This is a genomic window from Bartonella sp. DGB1 (assembly GCF_041345015.1).
In the GTDB taxonomy this organism is placed as follows: Bacteria; Pseudomonadota; Alphaproteobacteria; order Rhizobiales; family Rhizobiaceae; genus DGB1.
Map to the genome: position 1 here is coordinate 370,522 of NZ_CP166769.1, position 16,132 is coordinate 386,653.

At 32.6% G+C, this 16,132-nt stretch carries 19 protein-coding genes; 14 read left to right on the forward strand and 5 right to left on the reverse strand.

Annotation, left to right across the window (positions count from 1 at the left end; genetic code table 11):
• Nucleotides 1–3 precede the first annotated feature (3 nt).
• The 12 genes from AB6T46_RS01865 to AB6T46_RS01920 all read left to right on the forward strand — a co-directional run bounded on the left by AB6T46_RS01865 (nucleotide 4) and on the right by AB6T46_RS01920 (nucleotide 9,854).
• Complete coding sequence (locus tag AB6T46_RS01865) at nucleotides 4–369, forward strand: hypothetical protein (protein WP_370931729.1); 366 nt, start codon at nucleotides 4–6, stop codon at nucleotides 367–369.
• On the forward strand, nucleotides 356–820 hold the full coding sequence (locus AB6T46_RS01870; RefSeq protein ID WP_370931730.1) for an HK97-gp10 family putative phage morphogenesis protein: 465 nt from the start codon (nucleotides 356–358) through the stop codon (nucleotides 818–820). The genes AB6T46_RS01865 and AB6T46_RS01870 overlap by 14 nt, the downstream gene beginning before the upstream one ends.
• Nucleotides 820–1,221, forward strand: coding sequence for a DUF3168 domain-containing protein (locus AB6T46_RS01875; protein ID WP_370931054.1), 402 nt, complete (start codon nucleotides 820–822; stop codon nucleotides 1,219–1,221). The genes AB6T46_RS01870 and AB6T46_RS01875 overlap by 1 nt, the downstream gene beginning before the upstream one ends.
• Nucleotides 1,206–1,814, forward strand: coding sequence for a phage tail tube protein (locus AB6T46_RS01880; protein ID WP_370931053.1), 609 nt, complete (start codon nucleotides 1,206–1,208; stop codon nucleotides 1,812–1,814). Before AB6T46_RS01875 ends, AB6T46_RS01880 begins: the two co-directional genes overlap by 16 nt.
• Nucleotides 1,814–2,152, forward strand: coding sequence for a gene transfer agent family protein (locus AB6T46_RS01885; protein WP_370931731.1), 339 nt, complete (start codon nucleotides 1,814–1,816; stop codon nucleotides 2,150–2,152). The genes AB6T46_RS01880 and AB6T46_RS01885 overlap by 1 nt, the downstream gene beginning before the upstream one ends.
• A gap of 192 nt (nucleotides 2,153–2,344) precedes the next feature.
• Nucleotides 2,345–3,391, forward strand: a complete 1,047-nt coding sequence (locus tag AB6T46_RS01890) for a tape measure protein (RefSeq protein WP_370931732.1) — start codon at nucleotides 2,345–2,347, stop codon at nucleotides 3,389–3,391.
• 86 nt (nucleotides 3,392–3,477) lie between these two features.
• Entirely contained in the window at nucleotides 3,478–3,888 is a 411-nt protein-coding gene (locus tag AB6T46_RS01895) for a hypothetical protein (RefSeq protein WP_370931733.1), read from the forward strand.
• Between the two features lie 95 nt (nucleotides 3,889–3,983).
• The gene (locus AB6T46_RS01900) at nucleotides 3,984–4,400 is read left to right on the forward strand and encodes a hypothetical protein (RefSeq protein WP_370931734.1); all 417 of its coding nucleotides are present in this window, start codon (nucleotides 3,984–3,986) and stop codon (nucleotides 4,398–4,400) included.
• Nucleotides 4,354–5,226 (forward strand): hypothetical protein, encoded by an 873-nt coding sequence (locus tag AB6T46_RS01905; protein ID WP_370931735.1) that lies wholly within the window; start codon nucleotides 4,354–4,356, stop codon nucleotides 5,224–5,226. The genes AB6T46_RS01900 and AB6T46_RS01905 overlap by 47 nt, the downstream gene beginning before the upstream one ends.
• A gap of 12 nt (nucleotides 5,227–5,238) precedes the next feature.
• Complete coding sequence (locus AB6T46_RS01910) at nucleotides 5,239–5,844, forward strand: hypothetical protein (RefSeq protein WP_370931048.1); 606 nt, start codon at nucleotides 5,239–5,241, stop codon at nucleotides 5,842–5,844.
• Nucleotides 5,841–6,470, forward strand: coding sequence for a hypothetical protein (locus tag AB6T46_RS01915; RefSeq protein WP_370931736.1), 630 nt, complete (start codon nucleotides 5,841–5,843; stop codon nucleotides 6,468–6,470). The genes AB6T46_RS01910 and AB6T46_RS01915 overlap by 4 nt, the downstream gene beginning before the upstream one ends.
• Nucleotides 6,471–6,482: 12 nt before the next feature.
• On the forward strand, nucleotides 6,483–9,854 hold the full coding sequence (locus AB6T46_RS01920; protein WP_370931737.1) for a tail fiber protein: 3,372 nt from the start codon (nucleotides 6,483–6,485) through the stop codon (nucleotides 9,852–9,854).
• Between the two features lie 9 nt (nucleotides 9,855–9,863).
• Here the strand turns inward: AB6T46_RS01920 and AB6T46_RS01925 are convergent, their stop codons facing one another.
• Both AB6T46_RS01925 and AB6T46_RS01930 read right to left on the reverse strand, forming a co-directional pair.
• Nucleotides 9,864–10,178, reverse strand: a complete 315-nt coding sequence (locus AB6T46_RS01925; protein WP_370931738.1) for a HigA family addiction module antitoxin — start codon at nucleotides 10,176–10,178, stop codon at nucleotides 9,864–9,866.
• 18 nt (nucleotides 10,179–10,196) lie between these two features.
• A complete protein-coding gene (locus AB6T46_RS01930; RefSeq protein WP_370931739.1) occupies nucleotides 10,197–10,475 on the reverse strand; it encodes a type II toxin-antitoxin system RelE/ParE family toxin in 279 nt (92 codons plus the stop codon).
• A gap of 144 nt (nucleotides 10,476–10,619) precedes the next feature.
• Here AB6T46_RS01930 and AB6T46_RS01935 point away from each other — a divergent pair, with 144 nt between their 5' ends.
• Both AB6T46_RS01935 and AB6T46_RS01940 read left to right on the forward strand, forming a co-directional pair.
• Nucleotides 10,620–11,297 carry a lysozyme gene (locus tag AB6T46_RS01935; RefSeq protein WP_370931042.1) on the forward strand — a complete coding sequence of 226 codons (678 nt, stop codon included), beginning with the start codon at nucleotides 10,620–10,622 and terminating at the stop codon, nucleotides 11,295–11,297.
• Nucleotides 11,298–11,886: 589 nt separating this feature from the next.
• Nucleotides 11,887–12,612 carry a Rha family transcriptional regulator gene (locus tag AB6T46_RS01940; RefSeq protein WP_370932037.1) on the forward strand — a complete coding sequence of 242 codons (726 nt, stop codon included), beginning with the start codon at nucleotides 11,887–11,889 and terminating at the stop codon, nucleotides 12,610–12,612.
• Nucleotides 12,613–12,674: 62 nt separating this feature from the next.
• Here AB6T46_RS01940 and AB6T46_RS01945 read toward each other — a convergent pair whose 3' ends face one another.
• The 3 genes from AB6T46_RS01945 to AB6T46_RS01955 all read right to left on the reverse strand — a co-directional run bounded on the left by AB6T46_RS01945 (nucleotide 12,675) and on the right by AB6T46_RS01955 (nucleotide 15,737).
• Entirely contained in the window at nucleotides 12,675–13,862 is a 1,188-nt protein-coding gene (locus AB6T46_RS01945; protein WP_370931740.1) for an ImmA/IrrE family metallo-endopeptidase, read from the reverse strand.
• Nucleotides 13,852–14,508: a hypothetical protein gene (locus AB6T46_RS01950; protein ID WP_370931741.1), complete on the reverse strand. Its 657-nt coding sequence runs from the start codon at nucleotides 14,506–14,508 to the stop codon at nucleotides 13,852–13,854. The genes AB6T46_RS01945 and AB6T46_RS01950 overlap by 11 nt, the downstream gene beginning before the upstream one ends.
• An 89-nt stretch (nucleotides 14,509–14,597) precedes the next feature.
• Nucleotides 14,598–15,737: a tyrosine-type recombinase/integrase gene (locus AB6T46_RS01955; RefSeq protein WP_370931742.1), complete on the reverse strand. Its 1,140-nt coding sequence runs from the start codon at nucleotides 15,735–15,737 to the stop codon at nucleotides 14,598–14,600.
• Nucleotides 15,738–16,132 lie beyond the last annotated feature (395 nt).

A 16,132-nucleotide genomic window follows, 5' to 3' on the forward strand; every position in this document is an offset into this window, starting at 1 on the left:
ACAATGAGAGCTTTACATGCATCAGTTATATTTTACTGTCAGCAATTAGTAGAAAATGCGCATGGTCTTATAATTGGTGAAGAATTTAAAGAATTTTATCAAACTAAGGGCAGTTTTTTTGTTAAATCAGCGGTTCAAATTTACCAAGCAGGAGCCTTGCAAGAAAGCAAGAAATTATCATTAAGAATAAGAAATATTTGTAAGGCTAAAAGCTTAAAAGCTGGAGATATATGTAAGCGTGTAAATTCTGATGATGCAAGCTGTTTAGCATTTATTTGTAAATATAATATTTTATCGATTTTTCCAGATAATAGAGACGCAAAATATTTAATCTTAGAGTTAGAGGAGATTAAAGGTGATAACAGCTAGTTTAGACAAGGTCAGTAATTTTACTAAGCGACTTAAATTATTGCGCGAGCGTAAAGTAGAAATGTTAGAAGCTACGTTTGAGGTTATGGAGCAAGAAGCTAATAAAACTGTACGTCAAATGCGTGAAAGAGTACCAGTAGATAGTGAAGCTTTAAAAAATTCTATTAGTTGGACTTGGGCTTCAGGTGCGCGCCCTAATAATATTTTAGCTGGTTCTTTCAATAAAAATAATTGCGAATATCGAGTTTATATTAGTGCTGGTACTAGAGATAAATATTTAGGTGATAGAGATGCTTATTATTTTCATTTTGTTGAATTTGGCACGATAAATCAATCAGCACAGCCTTTCTTTTTTCCAGTTTGGAATGGAGGAAAGAAGCAAATAAAAGCGAAGATAAGAAAAGAGTTAAATTGCAAAGTTAAACAATTGAAACAAACAGGTCTGAATTAATGTCAGTAGCTTTAGATGTACAAAATGCTTTAACAGCAAAGATAAAAAGCTTAAAGGGCTGGGAAGATATAAATATATCAGATTTTCCAGTTAATAATCCAAAGTTACCTTATGTAACCTTTGGTAGTTTTTGGACTGATAAAACTAACGAATTTGACAGAATTATTTTTGATATGCGTGTTCAAATTGATATTTGGAGTAAGGCTTCTGATGAGAGTAAAAATATCAAGCTACTTACCTCAGATTTAGAGCATTATTTATTAGGTAAATTAGCAATAGCCGATGTTCTAATAGCAGAAGTATTAGAGATTAAATCCATGTCGTTATTGGATAGAGATGGCGAAACTAGCCATGGGATTTTAACATTAACCATAGAGGTAATAAAATGGCAGAAAAAGTAACAACAGAAGATAACACCCGCATTAGAGGTGAGAAAATCATCGTTTATTTAGGTGAAATAATCCAGATGGACGGTGAGAAGAAAGTAAGATTTAAAAGTTTTTGTGTTGGTAATTCTAGAGCTTTACAAATTAATAAAAGTTTTGCTGAAGAAGAGCAAATTACTTGTAATGATAATGGTAATTTACCATGGACTTCGGTAATGCCAACAACTTTAGCTTGGTCGATGAATAGTGAATTTGCAATTGATAAGGATTTTTTACTTACATGGCAAGAGGCATTTTTATCCTCCACGCCTAAGATAATAAAGATGGTAGTACAATTTCCAAAGCAAGCTATAATTTATAAAGGTTGGGCACATATAGAAAATTTTGAGATTGGTGCTGAAAGAACTAGCTGGGTTAAGGCTACTATTAATTTTAAAGGTACAGGGAAATTAACTATAGAAACTTTAGATAAATTAGACCCTAAGCCAAATGAAGATTTACAAGATGTGAATATATTCCCAGAGGTAAGTGCAGATGCTGTAGCTGATGATGAAAAGCCAAAAGCAGTATTATTATCTAAGGTTGATAAAAAGCAGGAGATAAAATAATGCAATTAATTTTAGATAAAGAAAAATATCCGCTTAAGTTAAAGATAGGACAATTGTTACAGTTAGAGAAAATGTTATCTGATAATTTAGGCAATATTTCTCAACGTTTAGCTTTGGGTAACTGGAGTGTTGCAGATGTGCAAGCGATAATTTACTTAGCCCTTTGTGGCGGTGGTTTAAATGAGGTTAAAGCACAAGAAATATCAGATAGTTTTTTTGATAAAGAACCAATTTTAACCGCGGTTAATGCTTGTGGTAGCATTATAGCAACAGCTTTAACTGGGGCTGTATCAGATGAAGTTAAAGAAGATACCAGCAAAAAAAAAGCCAAGCGTTAAGTGAGGTAGATTTTTATGGGTGGGGAGCGGTTGTAGGACTTTCTCCTACCCAGATTGATTGTTTATCGTTAGAACAATTTTTTCATATGATTAAAGGATATATTAAAATTAAATATCCTCAGGTTGAAAAGCCCTCTTTTGATGATGACGATATAGAGTCATTTTTAACAGCAGTTAAACAAGGAAAGTTCAATGAGTGATGCAGTAATAGTAAAGCTTGGTGTTAATGATAAAGAATTCCAGCGTGGTATGGCTAGGGTTGAAGGTATCAGTAATAAAAGCTTTAATAATATTGACCGTCAAGCTAAGGCATTTTCTAAAAAGATGCAAGCGACTAGTCAAGGTTTAGTTAATGCGATGAAAGCTCCCTTGTTAGCAATAGGTGCCGGTTTTGGTGGTAAAGAAATTTTAAAATTGGCTGAAGAATGGGAGATTTTAGCTGGTCGTATTAAATTGGTAACGGGTGACTTGGGTACAGCCAATGGTATTTTATCGCAATTAGGAGAAACAGCTTTAAAAACGCGTTTTTCTTTTAAACAAACAGCAGAGGATTTTATTCAATTAGCCGATGTCATGAATGAATTAGGCAAATCTAATCAAGAACAAGTTAAATTTTTAGAAGCTTCTAACATGGCATTATTGCTTTCTGGTACTAGTGGTCAAGCTGCAATACCAGTTATGCAGGCTCTAAAAGGGGCTATTATTAAAGGTAACTTAAGTATGGGTCAATTTAGAACCTTAGCTAATCAGGCAAGTAGGGTTACCGGTGCTTGGGCTAAGAGTTTAGGTAAGACTACTCATCAGTTAGGTAGAATGGCAAGCGAAGGTAAACTAACAGCTGAAGTAATGATAAAAGGTTTAATAGATGCTATTCCTGAGATGCAAAAAGAAATGGAAGCTCTACCAATTACTTTAGCTCAGTCATTCACTAATTTAGGTTCAGCTTTGGCTATTTTTGTTGGTAAAAGTAATAATGTAAATATAGCGAATAGAGCCTTAGCTGACAGTATAAATTTTTTAGCTAATAATTTTAATACGTTAGCCAATATAGCTATTTCAGTTGGTTTTATTTTTGGTTCTGGTGTGTTAGTTCGTGCTTTAGGTGGGATAACAATAACAACTATTGAAGCAACAAATTCAGCAGTAAAATATGTTAAATCATTAAAAGATATACGACGCGCTAGTTCAGCGTTAGAGGGGTTAAAATTTTTAGCACCAATGTTAAATGGTGCGGTTTAGCCTTAGGTGCAGTTGGTTTAGCTTGGTACACATATAATCAATATGCTAATCAGGCTTCTAACACTACAAAAGAAATTACCGAAGAGATGAAAGCTTTAGGTGTGGTAGCCTTGAAGGTTAAAAGCCAAGTATCTAACGTTGAGATTAATTTCAGTGCCAAAGATATAAAAGAGGCTAGGGAAGAAATTAAAAAAATAGATAAACACAGCGGGGCTTTACCTCACACAATAGCGAAGCTTAAGACTTCTTTTGAAGGAGCAAATAAAGAAATAAAAGACTTAGGAGAAAGTTTTTTATTTCTTATTGAAAAAGTTAGAAAAGGTCAACCTGTATGGGACGAAGTAAACAAAACAGCACAAGCTATTGCAGATAAGAAGCCTCCAGAAAAAATATTAAATCTTTTAAATAATAGTTTAAGTGTAACAGCAAAATTGATTATGAATTATGAGAAGCTTAATAAATCTGGAGGGGAATTAATTCCTCGTCACCAGTTATAGCGGAATTTTATAAGAATTTACCATATGACGCAAAAAAGCATATTGTAGGGTTATATAAATCACTGCAGGAAGAAGCTATCACTTATGAACAGTTTTTGAAAGAGTTTTTAGCTAAACTTGCGGAAATTAAAGGCGGTATTCTTGAACAAGACGCGAGACAAGCGGAAAACCTAGCAAAACAATTAGGGGAAGATTTAAACAAGATAAATTTAACAAAATTGAATGAGCAGATATCAGATATTATAAATTCCAATAAAACGAACCCTTCTAAAGAAGCATTTGATGAGTTTATAGAAGCACAAGAAAAATCTTTAGATTTGAAGAAAGAAGAAACCAAACAACAGACTATTTATAATAAATTAGTGTCAGATGCAACTAAACAACTTATAACTTTGGACGACACGAGAAAAGAGAAATTAGCTGAGTTAGCAAAAAAAATTGTTAGAAATGAAGCTCTTGAGGGTTTTGATAAAATACAGCAAAAACTTAAAGAAAAAAATTGCGTTAGTTGAACAAGAAAATGATTTACTAAAGCAAGGTAAATTAACTCAAGAACAAATAACTTTAGAATTAGAAAAACAAAAAAGACTGCGCCAAGAATATGATTTGATAGAAGCATTAGGTTTAGATAAGAAAGACAAAGAAAAAAAGAAACAAGAAGCTAAAGAAAATATAGATGAAATATATGCGGGTAAAGCAGAAAATGCACAGCTTAAGGGAGGAAAGAACGATAGATTTAAAGAACTTAAAAATATTTTAAGTGATGTTAATAGTCAAACTAAAGAATTAATCAGAAATATTTTTGATGGTAAGAAGGCTTTTGAGGCTTTTGGTCATGCTACGGCTAATGTTTTAGGTAATTTAGCTTCTAGATTAATGGATAAGAGTTTAGATTTATTTTTTAATGCTCTAGGTAATAGTAGTGCAGGTAGTGGTTGGGGTGGAGCAATAATTGGTGCTTTAAAAAGCTTAGCTGGCTATAGTGATGGTGGTTATACAGGTGATGGACATAAATATCAAGTTAAAGGTTTAGTTCATGCTGGTGAATATGTATTTCCACAACATGCCGTTAAAGCTATTGGTTTATCAAATTTAGAAGCTTTAGCTAAAGGTGGTTTACCGCAATTACCTAAGGTACAGCATTTTAATCAATCGCAAAAATCTTCTAATATCTTCAATTTTAGCATTAATGTAGAAAAAGATGATACTGGCTTAGTTGAGCAAATAAAAAATGTTGTTATGGAGAGTGTTGAAGATATCGTAGATAATCGGCGATTTAAGGAGGGTGTAAATAACTTTATGAACCTACAACAACGCAATAAATATTATAAAGTTTAGAGGGTGGATGTTATGAAAATAATAGATATTCTGAATATTCCAGAAGCTAAACCGATAGCGGGTATAGATGATTATATACAAAGTTATTTTTATGTCTCTGCTTTAACGCTTAACTTAGTGAAAGATGTTATAAGTGATAAATCTGGCAAGACAGTTCAATATAATAATATTACTCCTAAATGGAATGTTTCTATTAACTCCAGAATATTAACTTTAGCAGAATTTGAACATGCAAAATCTTTAATAAATTTACTTATTAGCCAAGGCTTTTATTTTAAAGCTTATGCTCCTGATTTATCTAATAACTTACCTGAGAGTTTGCCTATTAAACAGGTTGTTAATCTAAAAAATATTACTTTAGATGCTAAAGATTTACTATTACCTTTTTATTTTAATGTGATTTGGCAAGATAAAGTAACATTACATCAAGCTTTAGAAATAGAAGATAATAAAATTTTCTTTGAGCCGGCTTTATCTTTTGGCGTTGGTAAAAGTGATGTATCTAAGATTTTTTTACATAATCCTTATGTTTTGATGAAAATTGACCCTAAAAGCGTAAAAATTAATAAGACGAGCCATAAGATAGGTAAGCTAACTTTTTCAGGGGTTGAAATATGATGCTAGATATGGAGGAATTAAAATCATTATTATCAGCAAATATAATAATGATGGCTAATTTTGTAGTTATTGAAGGTAAGGAAGCGAGATGTTTTTGGTCTGGTACAGACAACATTGAAATTAAGATATATGGCAAAAGTTATAAGTGTCAAGGGGTGGGTGATATTTTTTTTAATGAAGATGTGCCTAGCGATAATTTATTAGGTTTTAAAAATTATAATTTAAATATTAAAACCCAAGATATTAATTTACGGCGTTTGTTTACCTCGCAAGCAATTAAGAATGAAAAGCTAACAGCTTATATTGGTTTTTTGAATCCTGCTACCGGCTTATTGTATAAAGATTTTACCTTATCTTTGACGGGTATAATTATTGCTAGCCAAGAAGAGATAAGCTCAGATAATAAAAGTTCAATTTCTATTAGTTTAAATAGTCAAGCTTACCAGCTTTCGTTAGCTGGCATTAAGAAAAGAAGTAAAGCAGACCAACTTAAAAGACAACAGAATGATTATAGTTTTTCTCATACAAAAACCATTGGCGAGAAAAAACTTTCTTGGGGTGGGGCAGGAGACAAAGCTCTTCGTTACAGATGGGACATTTTTTGGAATGGTGAACATTGGATATAGGAGCATTCTAATATGTTAATTTCATTTCTAACTAGTCTGGCTATCAGTGTTACAGCAGAGGCAATAAGGTGGGGAGTTTCGCGTCGTAGCACTCCATCGGTTAGTTCTACTCTTGGCGGTACTGGTGAAGTTCCACGTACCCTTGTAGTTGGTCGCACTATGGTAACAGGTTCAGTTATTTATGCCACTACTACAGGTGACCATGATGAATATTTAGTTCAAGTAATAGCTTTAGCTGACCATCCTATCAAGGGAATAAACGCTTTTTGGGCAGATGATGTTAAATTTACTCTTAATAGTTTTACTAATTCTGACCCTTATAATAGTCATAAAGGAAGAGTATTTTATATTAAAGGTACAGATGATACTAGCGAGAGCAGTGGAACTAATAGTCAGCGTCATTGGGTAAAATTTTTTAATGGTACGCAAACAGCAAGCGATAAATATTTACAATCAGTTGCAGGTAAGGACTGGAAAGATACAAATATAGTTAAAGATGTTGCTTATGTTATTATGACTTCGCAAATATCATCAAAGAGCAATAATTTTCCTATCTTCAGATTTGAAATTGAAGGCGCTAAACTTTATGACCCTTCTAAAGATAGTAGTGTCGGCGGTAATGGTTCGCAACGTTGGGCTGACCCTAAGAGTTGGGGTGGTGATGGTGATAATTTACCAGCAGTGCAAATATATAATATTTTACGAGGGTTTAAGGTTGGCGATGAGATATTATTTGGTGTGAATGACCCACAAGCAACAGAGTTAATTACGAAAGATTGGATTAAATATATAGAAAAATGTCGACAGCCAATTGTATTAGAAGATGGTACTATAGAACCACAATATAGTTCTGGTTTAGAAATTAACACTTGTGAACCAGTAGGAGATGCAATAACAGAATTATTACTTGCTTGTGCTGCTGGTAGCTTTTCAGAAAGTTTCGGTAAATTTAAAATATTTGTTGGTGCTCCAGATGAGCCTATTTTACATATTACAGATGGTGACTTATTAGCTGATGGTAAATTAATATTTAGTCCTTTTAATGATACTACGCAAAATATACGAGAAGTTGTCGCTAGTTATTCAGAGCCTAAAGAAAATTGGTCTAAGAAAGAATTAACTATCACAATAGATAAAGAAGAGGGTGAAAGCGAACTATCTTATAAACGTAAAGGTGGTGCTAATATCACTTATAAAGCTGTTCATAGTGGTTACCAAATTAAAAGATTGTTACGTTCTTTTATCGATGAAAGTAAAAAATCCTCAGCTCATGAAATTTCGTTACCAAGTAGATATTGGCATTTAGAGCCTAATGATGTGATAAGCTGGACTTCTGAATATTTTAACTATCAAAAGAAATTATTTCGTATTATTTATGTTTTACATAAAGCTGATTTAACGGTTGAACTTCGTATGATTGAGGTTGACCCTAATCATTATCTTCCGCATGCAGATGATTTAAAGCCGTTAGATTATACACCAGATATTGAACATGTAATAATAAAACAATCTATCAGTGATTTTATGGTATTTGCGGAGGTTTTAAAAGATACCCGAGGTGTTGATGTTCGCAATGGTATTCGTATTAAATGGGATAAAGATGTTTTAGATGTTGATTTTGTTGAATTTGAAATAAGAGAATCTGCCAGTAAAAAAACTATTCATTCTGGTAGGTCAGATAGACCAAGCCAAGGAGAGATATTTACTAGCCCTAACGCTTTACAGCCTTTAACTAAATATGAGGTTAGAGCTAAATATGGTAAATATAAAAAAACCAAAGTATTTATTTGGTCACACTGGGAAGAAATTACTACTCAACAAATTAGACCCATATCAAAAGATTTATTACAAAAAGACATTAAAGATTTTATCACGGCTGACCTGGCTAAAAAGCAAAAAGAAGATATTCAAGAAGTTAATAATTTAATTGAACAAGGTGCAAAGCATTTTACCCAAAAGTTAACAGACCAAGGTGCAAAATATGAGCAAAAGATAGTAGTAGTTACTAATGCTACTAAATCTTTAAGTGCTAAGGTTGATAATAATAAAGCTGAGCTAGATGGCACAATCAGCCAAGTGCAAGATAGTTTAATTAATAAGTTAGAACAGACTAACGATGGTTTAACTGCATTAGCTAGAAGGATTAATTCTATTGATTTAAGTCTTGGTAATGTTGATGCTAAAGGTTACTTTCGTGCTGAAGCAACTTATATTAAAGATAAAGCAGAAGTGCGTGTTGGTTTAGGTGCTACCTTAAATAGTAATAAATGTAATAAAGATATCAATTTACACCATTCAATAGAGTTAGTTGTCTCTGAACAACGTGGTAATTATGCTGTAATCAATACTGATAAAACAGTATTTACAAATGGTGTTGGTACAGCTTGCTTTAATTTATCTCCTAAAACAGATAATAAAGCAAATGCTTTTGAATTAAAGACTATTGTAGACAATACAGAAAATAATTTAACTTTTACTAAAAAAAAAGAATTAACTTTTAATGATGAAGTTATATCTACTCCTATAGGTATGATAAGTGCCTTTGCTCATACAAAAGACATTGGCGGTTGGATGTATTGTAATGGTAAATCATTACCGAAAAAAGATTATCCAGAATTATATAAACTTATAGGTGATGATTGGTGGGATAAACAATCTGAGTTAAATAGGTTAAATGAAAATATATGCCAAGAGTTTTTAACCAATCCAGCTAATGATGAGTTAGATGAAGAGCTAAAAAAATATTTATCGTTATTATTAGCAAACATAGAGTTATTTAAACAAAAAGATGAAAGAAATAGTGATAGTACAATAAATAATAATGTCAGCTCAATGAGTGGCTTATCACAAAAATTAATAAATAATAATAAAGATAAAAATATCATTGAGACAGATTTGCTAGAAGTATTTACTAGATTAGTATCTAATTATATCTATTGGGAAGAAGAATATAGAAAGGTAAGAGGCTCTGTAAGATATTGGAAAGATAATGATGGTAAAGAACCGAAACTCTCGCAGATAAGAGAAGTTTTTAGTAAATTCCAAATTCGGGCTATTCCTTGGATAAGAGATGTAGATTATTTTAAATTACCTGATTTACGCGGTAGCTTTTTACGAGGTTTAGATGCTGGTAGAGGTTTAGACGTTGATGGTAAGGATAGAAAGATAGGAAGTTATCAAACAGATGAATTAAAAAGTCATAGACATGATAACAATTATTCGACAGGCTTTTATACTAAATTTTCGATTGGTAGTATTTTTGGCGCTGGTGGTTATGCTTTACATAGTAATGGGTCTGAAAGAACAACCCATTCAGAATATACTGGCGGTAGTGAAACCAGACCTAAAAACTATGCTGTAGCTTACCATATAAAAGTTAGGTAATTAGGGCAGTTATTGGTGGTTGTGTTTATTATGGTTTGAATGAATGTTGGAATAAATAAAAGGCAAAACAGAAGGCTTTTCTTTCTTTTGTGCTAAGGATAAGTCGTAATTACTTTGCATTCCAACCCATACATAAGCGGCACTTAATCCTGCTAATTCTAAACGAATTGCTAAATCAGAACTTATTCCAGCCTTACAGTTTAAAACACGTGATAAAGCTACTCTTGATATTCCTAATTGTTTAGCCGCATCAGTTACTGATATTCCTAGTTCTGTAAGAGAGTCTTTTAATAATTCGCCTGGATGGCAAGGATTGTACATCATAGTATAATTTCCTTATATTTAATGATAATCTTGATAATCAACTAGTTCAACATCTGTTCCAATAAAACGAAAAGTAATGCGCCAGTTTGCGTTTACACGTACAGAGTAATAGCCTTTTAAATTTCCTTCTAAAGGGTGTAAGTGATACATAGGTAAATTAAAAGCTTGTGTATCTCTTGCAAGGTCTAATATAGATAAAATTTGTCTTAATTTTTTAGCATGTGAGGCTTGTATACCCCTAGTTGACCCTGTTTCATAAAATATTTTCAAGCCCTTATGTTTAAAACTAATAATCACTTTAGCTTTCCTTTTGCTTTATATACTGTAACGATACACGATATAACAATTATAGTCAAGCAGTTTTTATATGTAATAAATATAGTCTACAGACTCTGTTAAGCTTATTTACTCCATGCTATTTTTTTATTTTATGGAGTAAACATGCGAAAAATAAGTAAATATGGTCTTTCTTGTATTAAACAATGGGAAGGTCTACGTTTAGAGGCTTATCGTGATGTTGCTGGTGTGTTAACTATAGGTTACGGTCATACAGGAAAAGATGTAAAGATAGGACAACAGATTAGCCGTAATCAAGCAGAAAATCTTTTATTAAAGGATTTAGCTAGATTTGAAGAGGCTGTTTCAAAATATGTAAAAGTTGATTTAACAGATAATCAATTTGCTTGCTTAGTTTCTTTTGCTTTTAATATTGGTGTTACTGCTTTTAAAGGTTCTAAGTTATTAAAGAAGCTTAATAAGGGTAACTATGATGCTGTCCCGCAAGAGCTAATGCGTTGGACTTATAGCGGTGGTAAAATATCACAAGGATTAGTTAATCGTAGGTCAGCGGAGGTCGGTTTATGGGCTAAAGGTTCAAGAGTATCCTCTCAATGTGTAGATTGTGATAGAGACGAACAAGAGCAGATAAGCAAAACAAAAGAAGGTAAAGCCGTTGCAGTTACCTCTATAGGTGCTTTAGGTGCAACTTTTACCGAGATAGCTAGAGAAATACAGCCACAATCAGAAAATTTTACCATCTTACGTTATCTCTTTGCCATCCTAACCTTGCTTGGTATTGGATTAACTTTGTTCGCGGTAATTAAGCGGATGAGGGGGTAAGAGGTAATACTGAAATATATAGCAAATCTAAAAATAATCATTAGATAATAGATATCTAAGGTTATTTCCAAAATTGGAAAAAACTTAAAACTTAGGATTATATAGTTTTCGCCAATTCTGGCGAGAACCTCCGTAACTGATTATGTTTGCTTCCCAATTCTGGGAAGCAAAGGTAGAACAGCTAAAGAATCATCAACAGTAAATTACAAAAAACCATTTGACAAAGGCTAAAAAATATTATAGCCTGATTTTACAGTGCCTCAAAACACTAAATATCTAGCGGATAAATAACCGAAATTTGTTTACCGTTTCCAAATAATTCGACCTATTACTATGCTGTTCAAGCATGCGTTTTATGTCGGGTGTAGTTATGTCATAAAATACCCGCAAGGGGAAAGCATAACGACGGACTAGATACCGTGTTTTGAGCACCCGACACCATTATACGGTGTTTAATCAAAACTTGAATATATCTAGGAGAAAAACCATGGACGGTTTAATCAATTATATAAATAACGCCCAAAAAGCTAAAAAGAACTCTCAATTAAAACAAGCGCAGAATAAAGATGTAGCAACACCAGTGTTAACTATGTCTAGTCGTGAGATTGCTAAATTGTGCGGGAAACAACACAAGCATGTTATGCGCGATATTAAGCAAATGTTAGAGGGTTTGTATACTATAAGTAACGAGCCCAAAATTGGGCTGGTTAAAAAAGACGACGCCCCCAAATTTGGGGCGGTTAAAAAAGAAGACGACCTCAAATCTGAGGCGGTTAAATTTGAAGGTACATATCTTGATAAAAAAGGCGAATCCCGCCCTTGCTATCACCTACCCAAACGCGAGTGTTTAATTCTAGTATCTGGTTATAGCACAACTCTAAGAGCAAAGATTGTTGACCGCTGGTTAGAATTAGAGCAACAACACGTTCCTCCAGCTAAACTAGCAATAGAAAATCAAGAAGAAATTATATATCAATTACCAGCTGATGAAAGAGAGCTACCAATAAGAATAAAAGACTGTATCAGAAAACATGCAGAACAATTATCTAATGTTTATCGTGTGGAAGCTGAAAAATATTTAACCAAACGTACATATGGTAACGCTGTAGGTAGTAAGAGAGAAGTGACACATAGTAAAATCGATAAATGTTTAAAAAAGGTTTTATATCTTGATGTTGTAGATACAGCTTTAGCACAAAACCGTTGGAGTCATCATAGTTTATTCTGTGCGTTAAGGTCTATGCTGGATAAAGATATTAAAGCTATAGAGAAAATACACCTTAGTGCAGACAAGCAACGAGGAAAAGCTATGTAGCAAACAATGAGCCCTGCAGTAACATGTGGGGCTTCATCTGTTGCCAAGCTAGTTAATAAGTTTTAGTTAAACTTAGATATGCAAAGTTTCTTGTGGACTGATTCAGCAAAATAAGATTCAGATAAATTAAAAAATTGTTTTAATATTTCTATTGATAATGGGAGCTCATTTATTAATTCATCAAAAGTAAATTTTCCACTTTTTATAAGTTTTTTGACAACATAATTTAGCAAGAGTGGCTCTTCAAAAGCTAACGCTCCCGGTCCTGAGTCTAGAGGTTCATTTGTTCTCCACTTTTTATAAGAGATTTGTTTTTGTAAATTTAAGATTTGATACTCGTCAAAAATACCTAGTTGTTTACACCTCTGAACCATAGATTGAATTGATACTTTCCATCTAGATTTTAAGTGTATAAAAGACTCTACTTTAGTTGAGTAAATTTCATTTAGAAATGATCGTCTAGGTAATAAAAAAGCTCCAGCAAAATGATCAGCCTCTTTTTCAATTTGCTTAAGTCGTTTAGGGTCATCTAGTTCTTCTTCAGTAACCCAGGTATGTAAGCAAAGATGCGCTAATTCATGGGTTGCGTCAAATCTTCTGCGAACGGCACTTTTTTTATCCGAAGCCAAAAAAATAAAAGGACGATCTCCACTCCAATAAGAAAAAGCATCAATGTTTTCTTTTTCAAGAGCTAAATGACAGATAAAAATACCCATTTGCTCCAATAAACCCATAACATTTGAAATTGGTCCAAGTCCTAGACCAAGTTCTTCTCTCAATTTTTCAGCATATTGCTCAATTTCTTCCTTTGTGTAATTATTGGCAACTTTATTTATTGGTTCAAAACTCGGTAATTTAACTTCCGGCAAATTTAGAAAAGGTTCTAATAATTTTACACTTGCAGTAAACCAAGAAGCATAAATTGCACATGCTCTATTTTTCCATTTGTTATCTACACCTTTTTTTCGAAAAAAGTTAGCTCCTTGTTGCCCAAAGACAGGATAGCTAGTATTAGTGAAAAATTTTATTGGTTGTTTTAGTTCTTGTAATATTTTATGAAATGTTTCTGGGTCAGGAACTCTATTTCCTTTTTCATAATTGGATATTGCCTGTCGGCTGACGTTTATGCGAGCAGCTAACTGTGTTTGTGTCAAACGTGCAATTATCCTAGCTTCAGTTAAGCGATTAGGAACCAAGGCTATCGGTTTTTTTCTAGAGTTAATTTCAATAACTTTAGTATTATTTCTCATGGTTTATTACAGAACTCTTTAATGTTTCTTTTAGTAAGTTCATATCCTCAGGGTTATAACTTGTATTTTCAATTTCAGCTGATGTTCCTGTTACTAGGTGCGGTTCATGAAGCCAGTTATTAGAGACCCACTCCCATTGAGATCGCTTATAGTTTGCGGGAAGACCAATTCTTAAGTCATTTAGAGAATATCCAGATGATGAAAAGGTTAGTATAAAATGAGGATAAGGTTCGTAAATGATATCAGCAAAACAGTTTTCTTGATAGTTAAATAAAGTTTTATTACCTACAAGTTTCTGTTCACGGAATATGGCTTTCTTGGGCGGTTTATTACAATTAGCAACTGAATTTATCGAAAATGTAAAACCATGCCCTATTATTTCTAAATATTTTCCTGTTGGTTTAGCAAAATTTTTCCATCCACACGTAAATGGCAAAATTCCGCTTTCTATGTTACGTTGTATAACAAAATGAACCCCAATAGATAAGAAGTAACATTTCATGTTATTTACCATTGGTAGTCCTAGCGCAAGATCATCCTTTCTCATATTTCTTATAACTTTATGACCTTCATTAACGCACTGCATTAATATTATCTTATCTTTTATGGGTATTCGGGTCTTTATAAAATCTTCTGGATGTATCATAGTTCTTATTATCTTATTTACTTAAAAGAATAACAGTATCAATATGGAGATAACTGTGTCATTGATACTATAGCAACACTATACGAAAATTACCTTTTTTTGTCAACAACAAAATCTGACCATTTTTGCATTATTTCTCGGCGTTGTTCTAAAAAATCAGTTCTTAAATAAGCCCGTTGTACCTTTTGACCTACTACATGTGATAAAATAGTTTCTGCTATTTCATAAGGGGCTTTTAGTTCTTCTGCTAACCAATTTCTAAGACTAGACCTAAAACCATGAGGACGAGCATCTAAGCCCATAGCCGTCATAACTTTATACATGGTAACTTCACCTATTGGTCTACCTGCTGAACTAGAAAATACTAAATCGTTAACCTGATGTGTTTTTGCTATGTCTAATAGCTCTAAAGCTTGCTTTGATAAAGGTACACGAAAATCAGTTACCTTACCTAATTGACCTTTTAAATATTCTGCTGGTATCGTCCAGATATCTCCTTTAATTTGTGACCAACGCATATTACGTATAGAGCCACTTCTTGCACCAGTTAAAATAAGTAACTTTAGCGCTAAATTACTTATTTTTTTATTATTTAAACATTCAAAAAATAATGGTATTTCTTGCCAAGGCATAGAAGGTATATGATTATTTGATTCTACACTTTTACCTAATAATATCTTAACGTTAGGTACAGCTAATAAATCTACTTTAATGCCTTTTGCTACAGCATATTTCATAGCTAGATTAACCCTAGATAATATTTTAGTAGCGGTTTCATTTTTATCTATCCAAAGAGGTTTTAAGCAATCATATAAAATATCCTGATTAATTTTTTCTATTGGGATATTACCAATTTTAGGAAATATGTGTACTCTTAGAGGGCTAAGCCATTTTTCATGGTTGCTATTTTTTATACTAGCTTTCTTACTTTCGAATAAAGCATAAATAATTTTTTCTAAACTATTTTCTTTTTCTGCTGATTTAGATTTAGGTAAAATTCCATCATGAATATTTTTACGTAATATTACAGCTTTTTCTCTTGCCTCTTTTAGGCTAACAAATCTTATAGAGCCTAAGCTTATAGTTTTACGTTTACCATTTACTGAATAACGTAAAAACCAAACACCAGCTTTTAGGTTGCTTTTTTCTAACCATAATCCACCCCCATCACAATATCTACCTCTAGGTGCATTTTTAATAGTAGCATTATTTAACTGACAGTATTTCAAATTCTCACCCTTCTACTCACCATTGAACCGTTAATGCAGATGAAATTATATATAAAACATCTTATGAATTTGAAATTTAAAACTATCATTGAATCCTTAGAAAAGCAAGGCTTTTACTATGAATTTAAAAGGGTATGAATCACCTTAAAAAAGGATGGGAATTGCCAAGTAAAAGAACTTTATTTCTTATGAATTCAGGTATCAATTTTTTTATATTTCTAAATATTTCTATAACTTTAAATCACCCACCCTTTAAAAAAGGCTAACGTTAAATCACCCACCAGAACCTAAAAAACGTGTATAAATTAAGGAGTTACAGCGAAAATTTTTAACGTAACACTTATTTAACACTAGGGAGGGTATTTTTTATGGAGGGGTATTTTTTCGCAAATTTT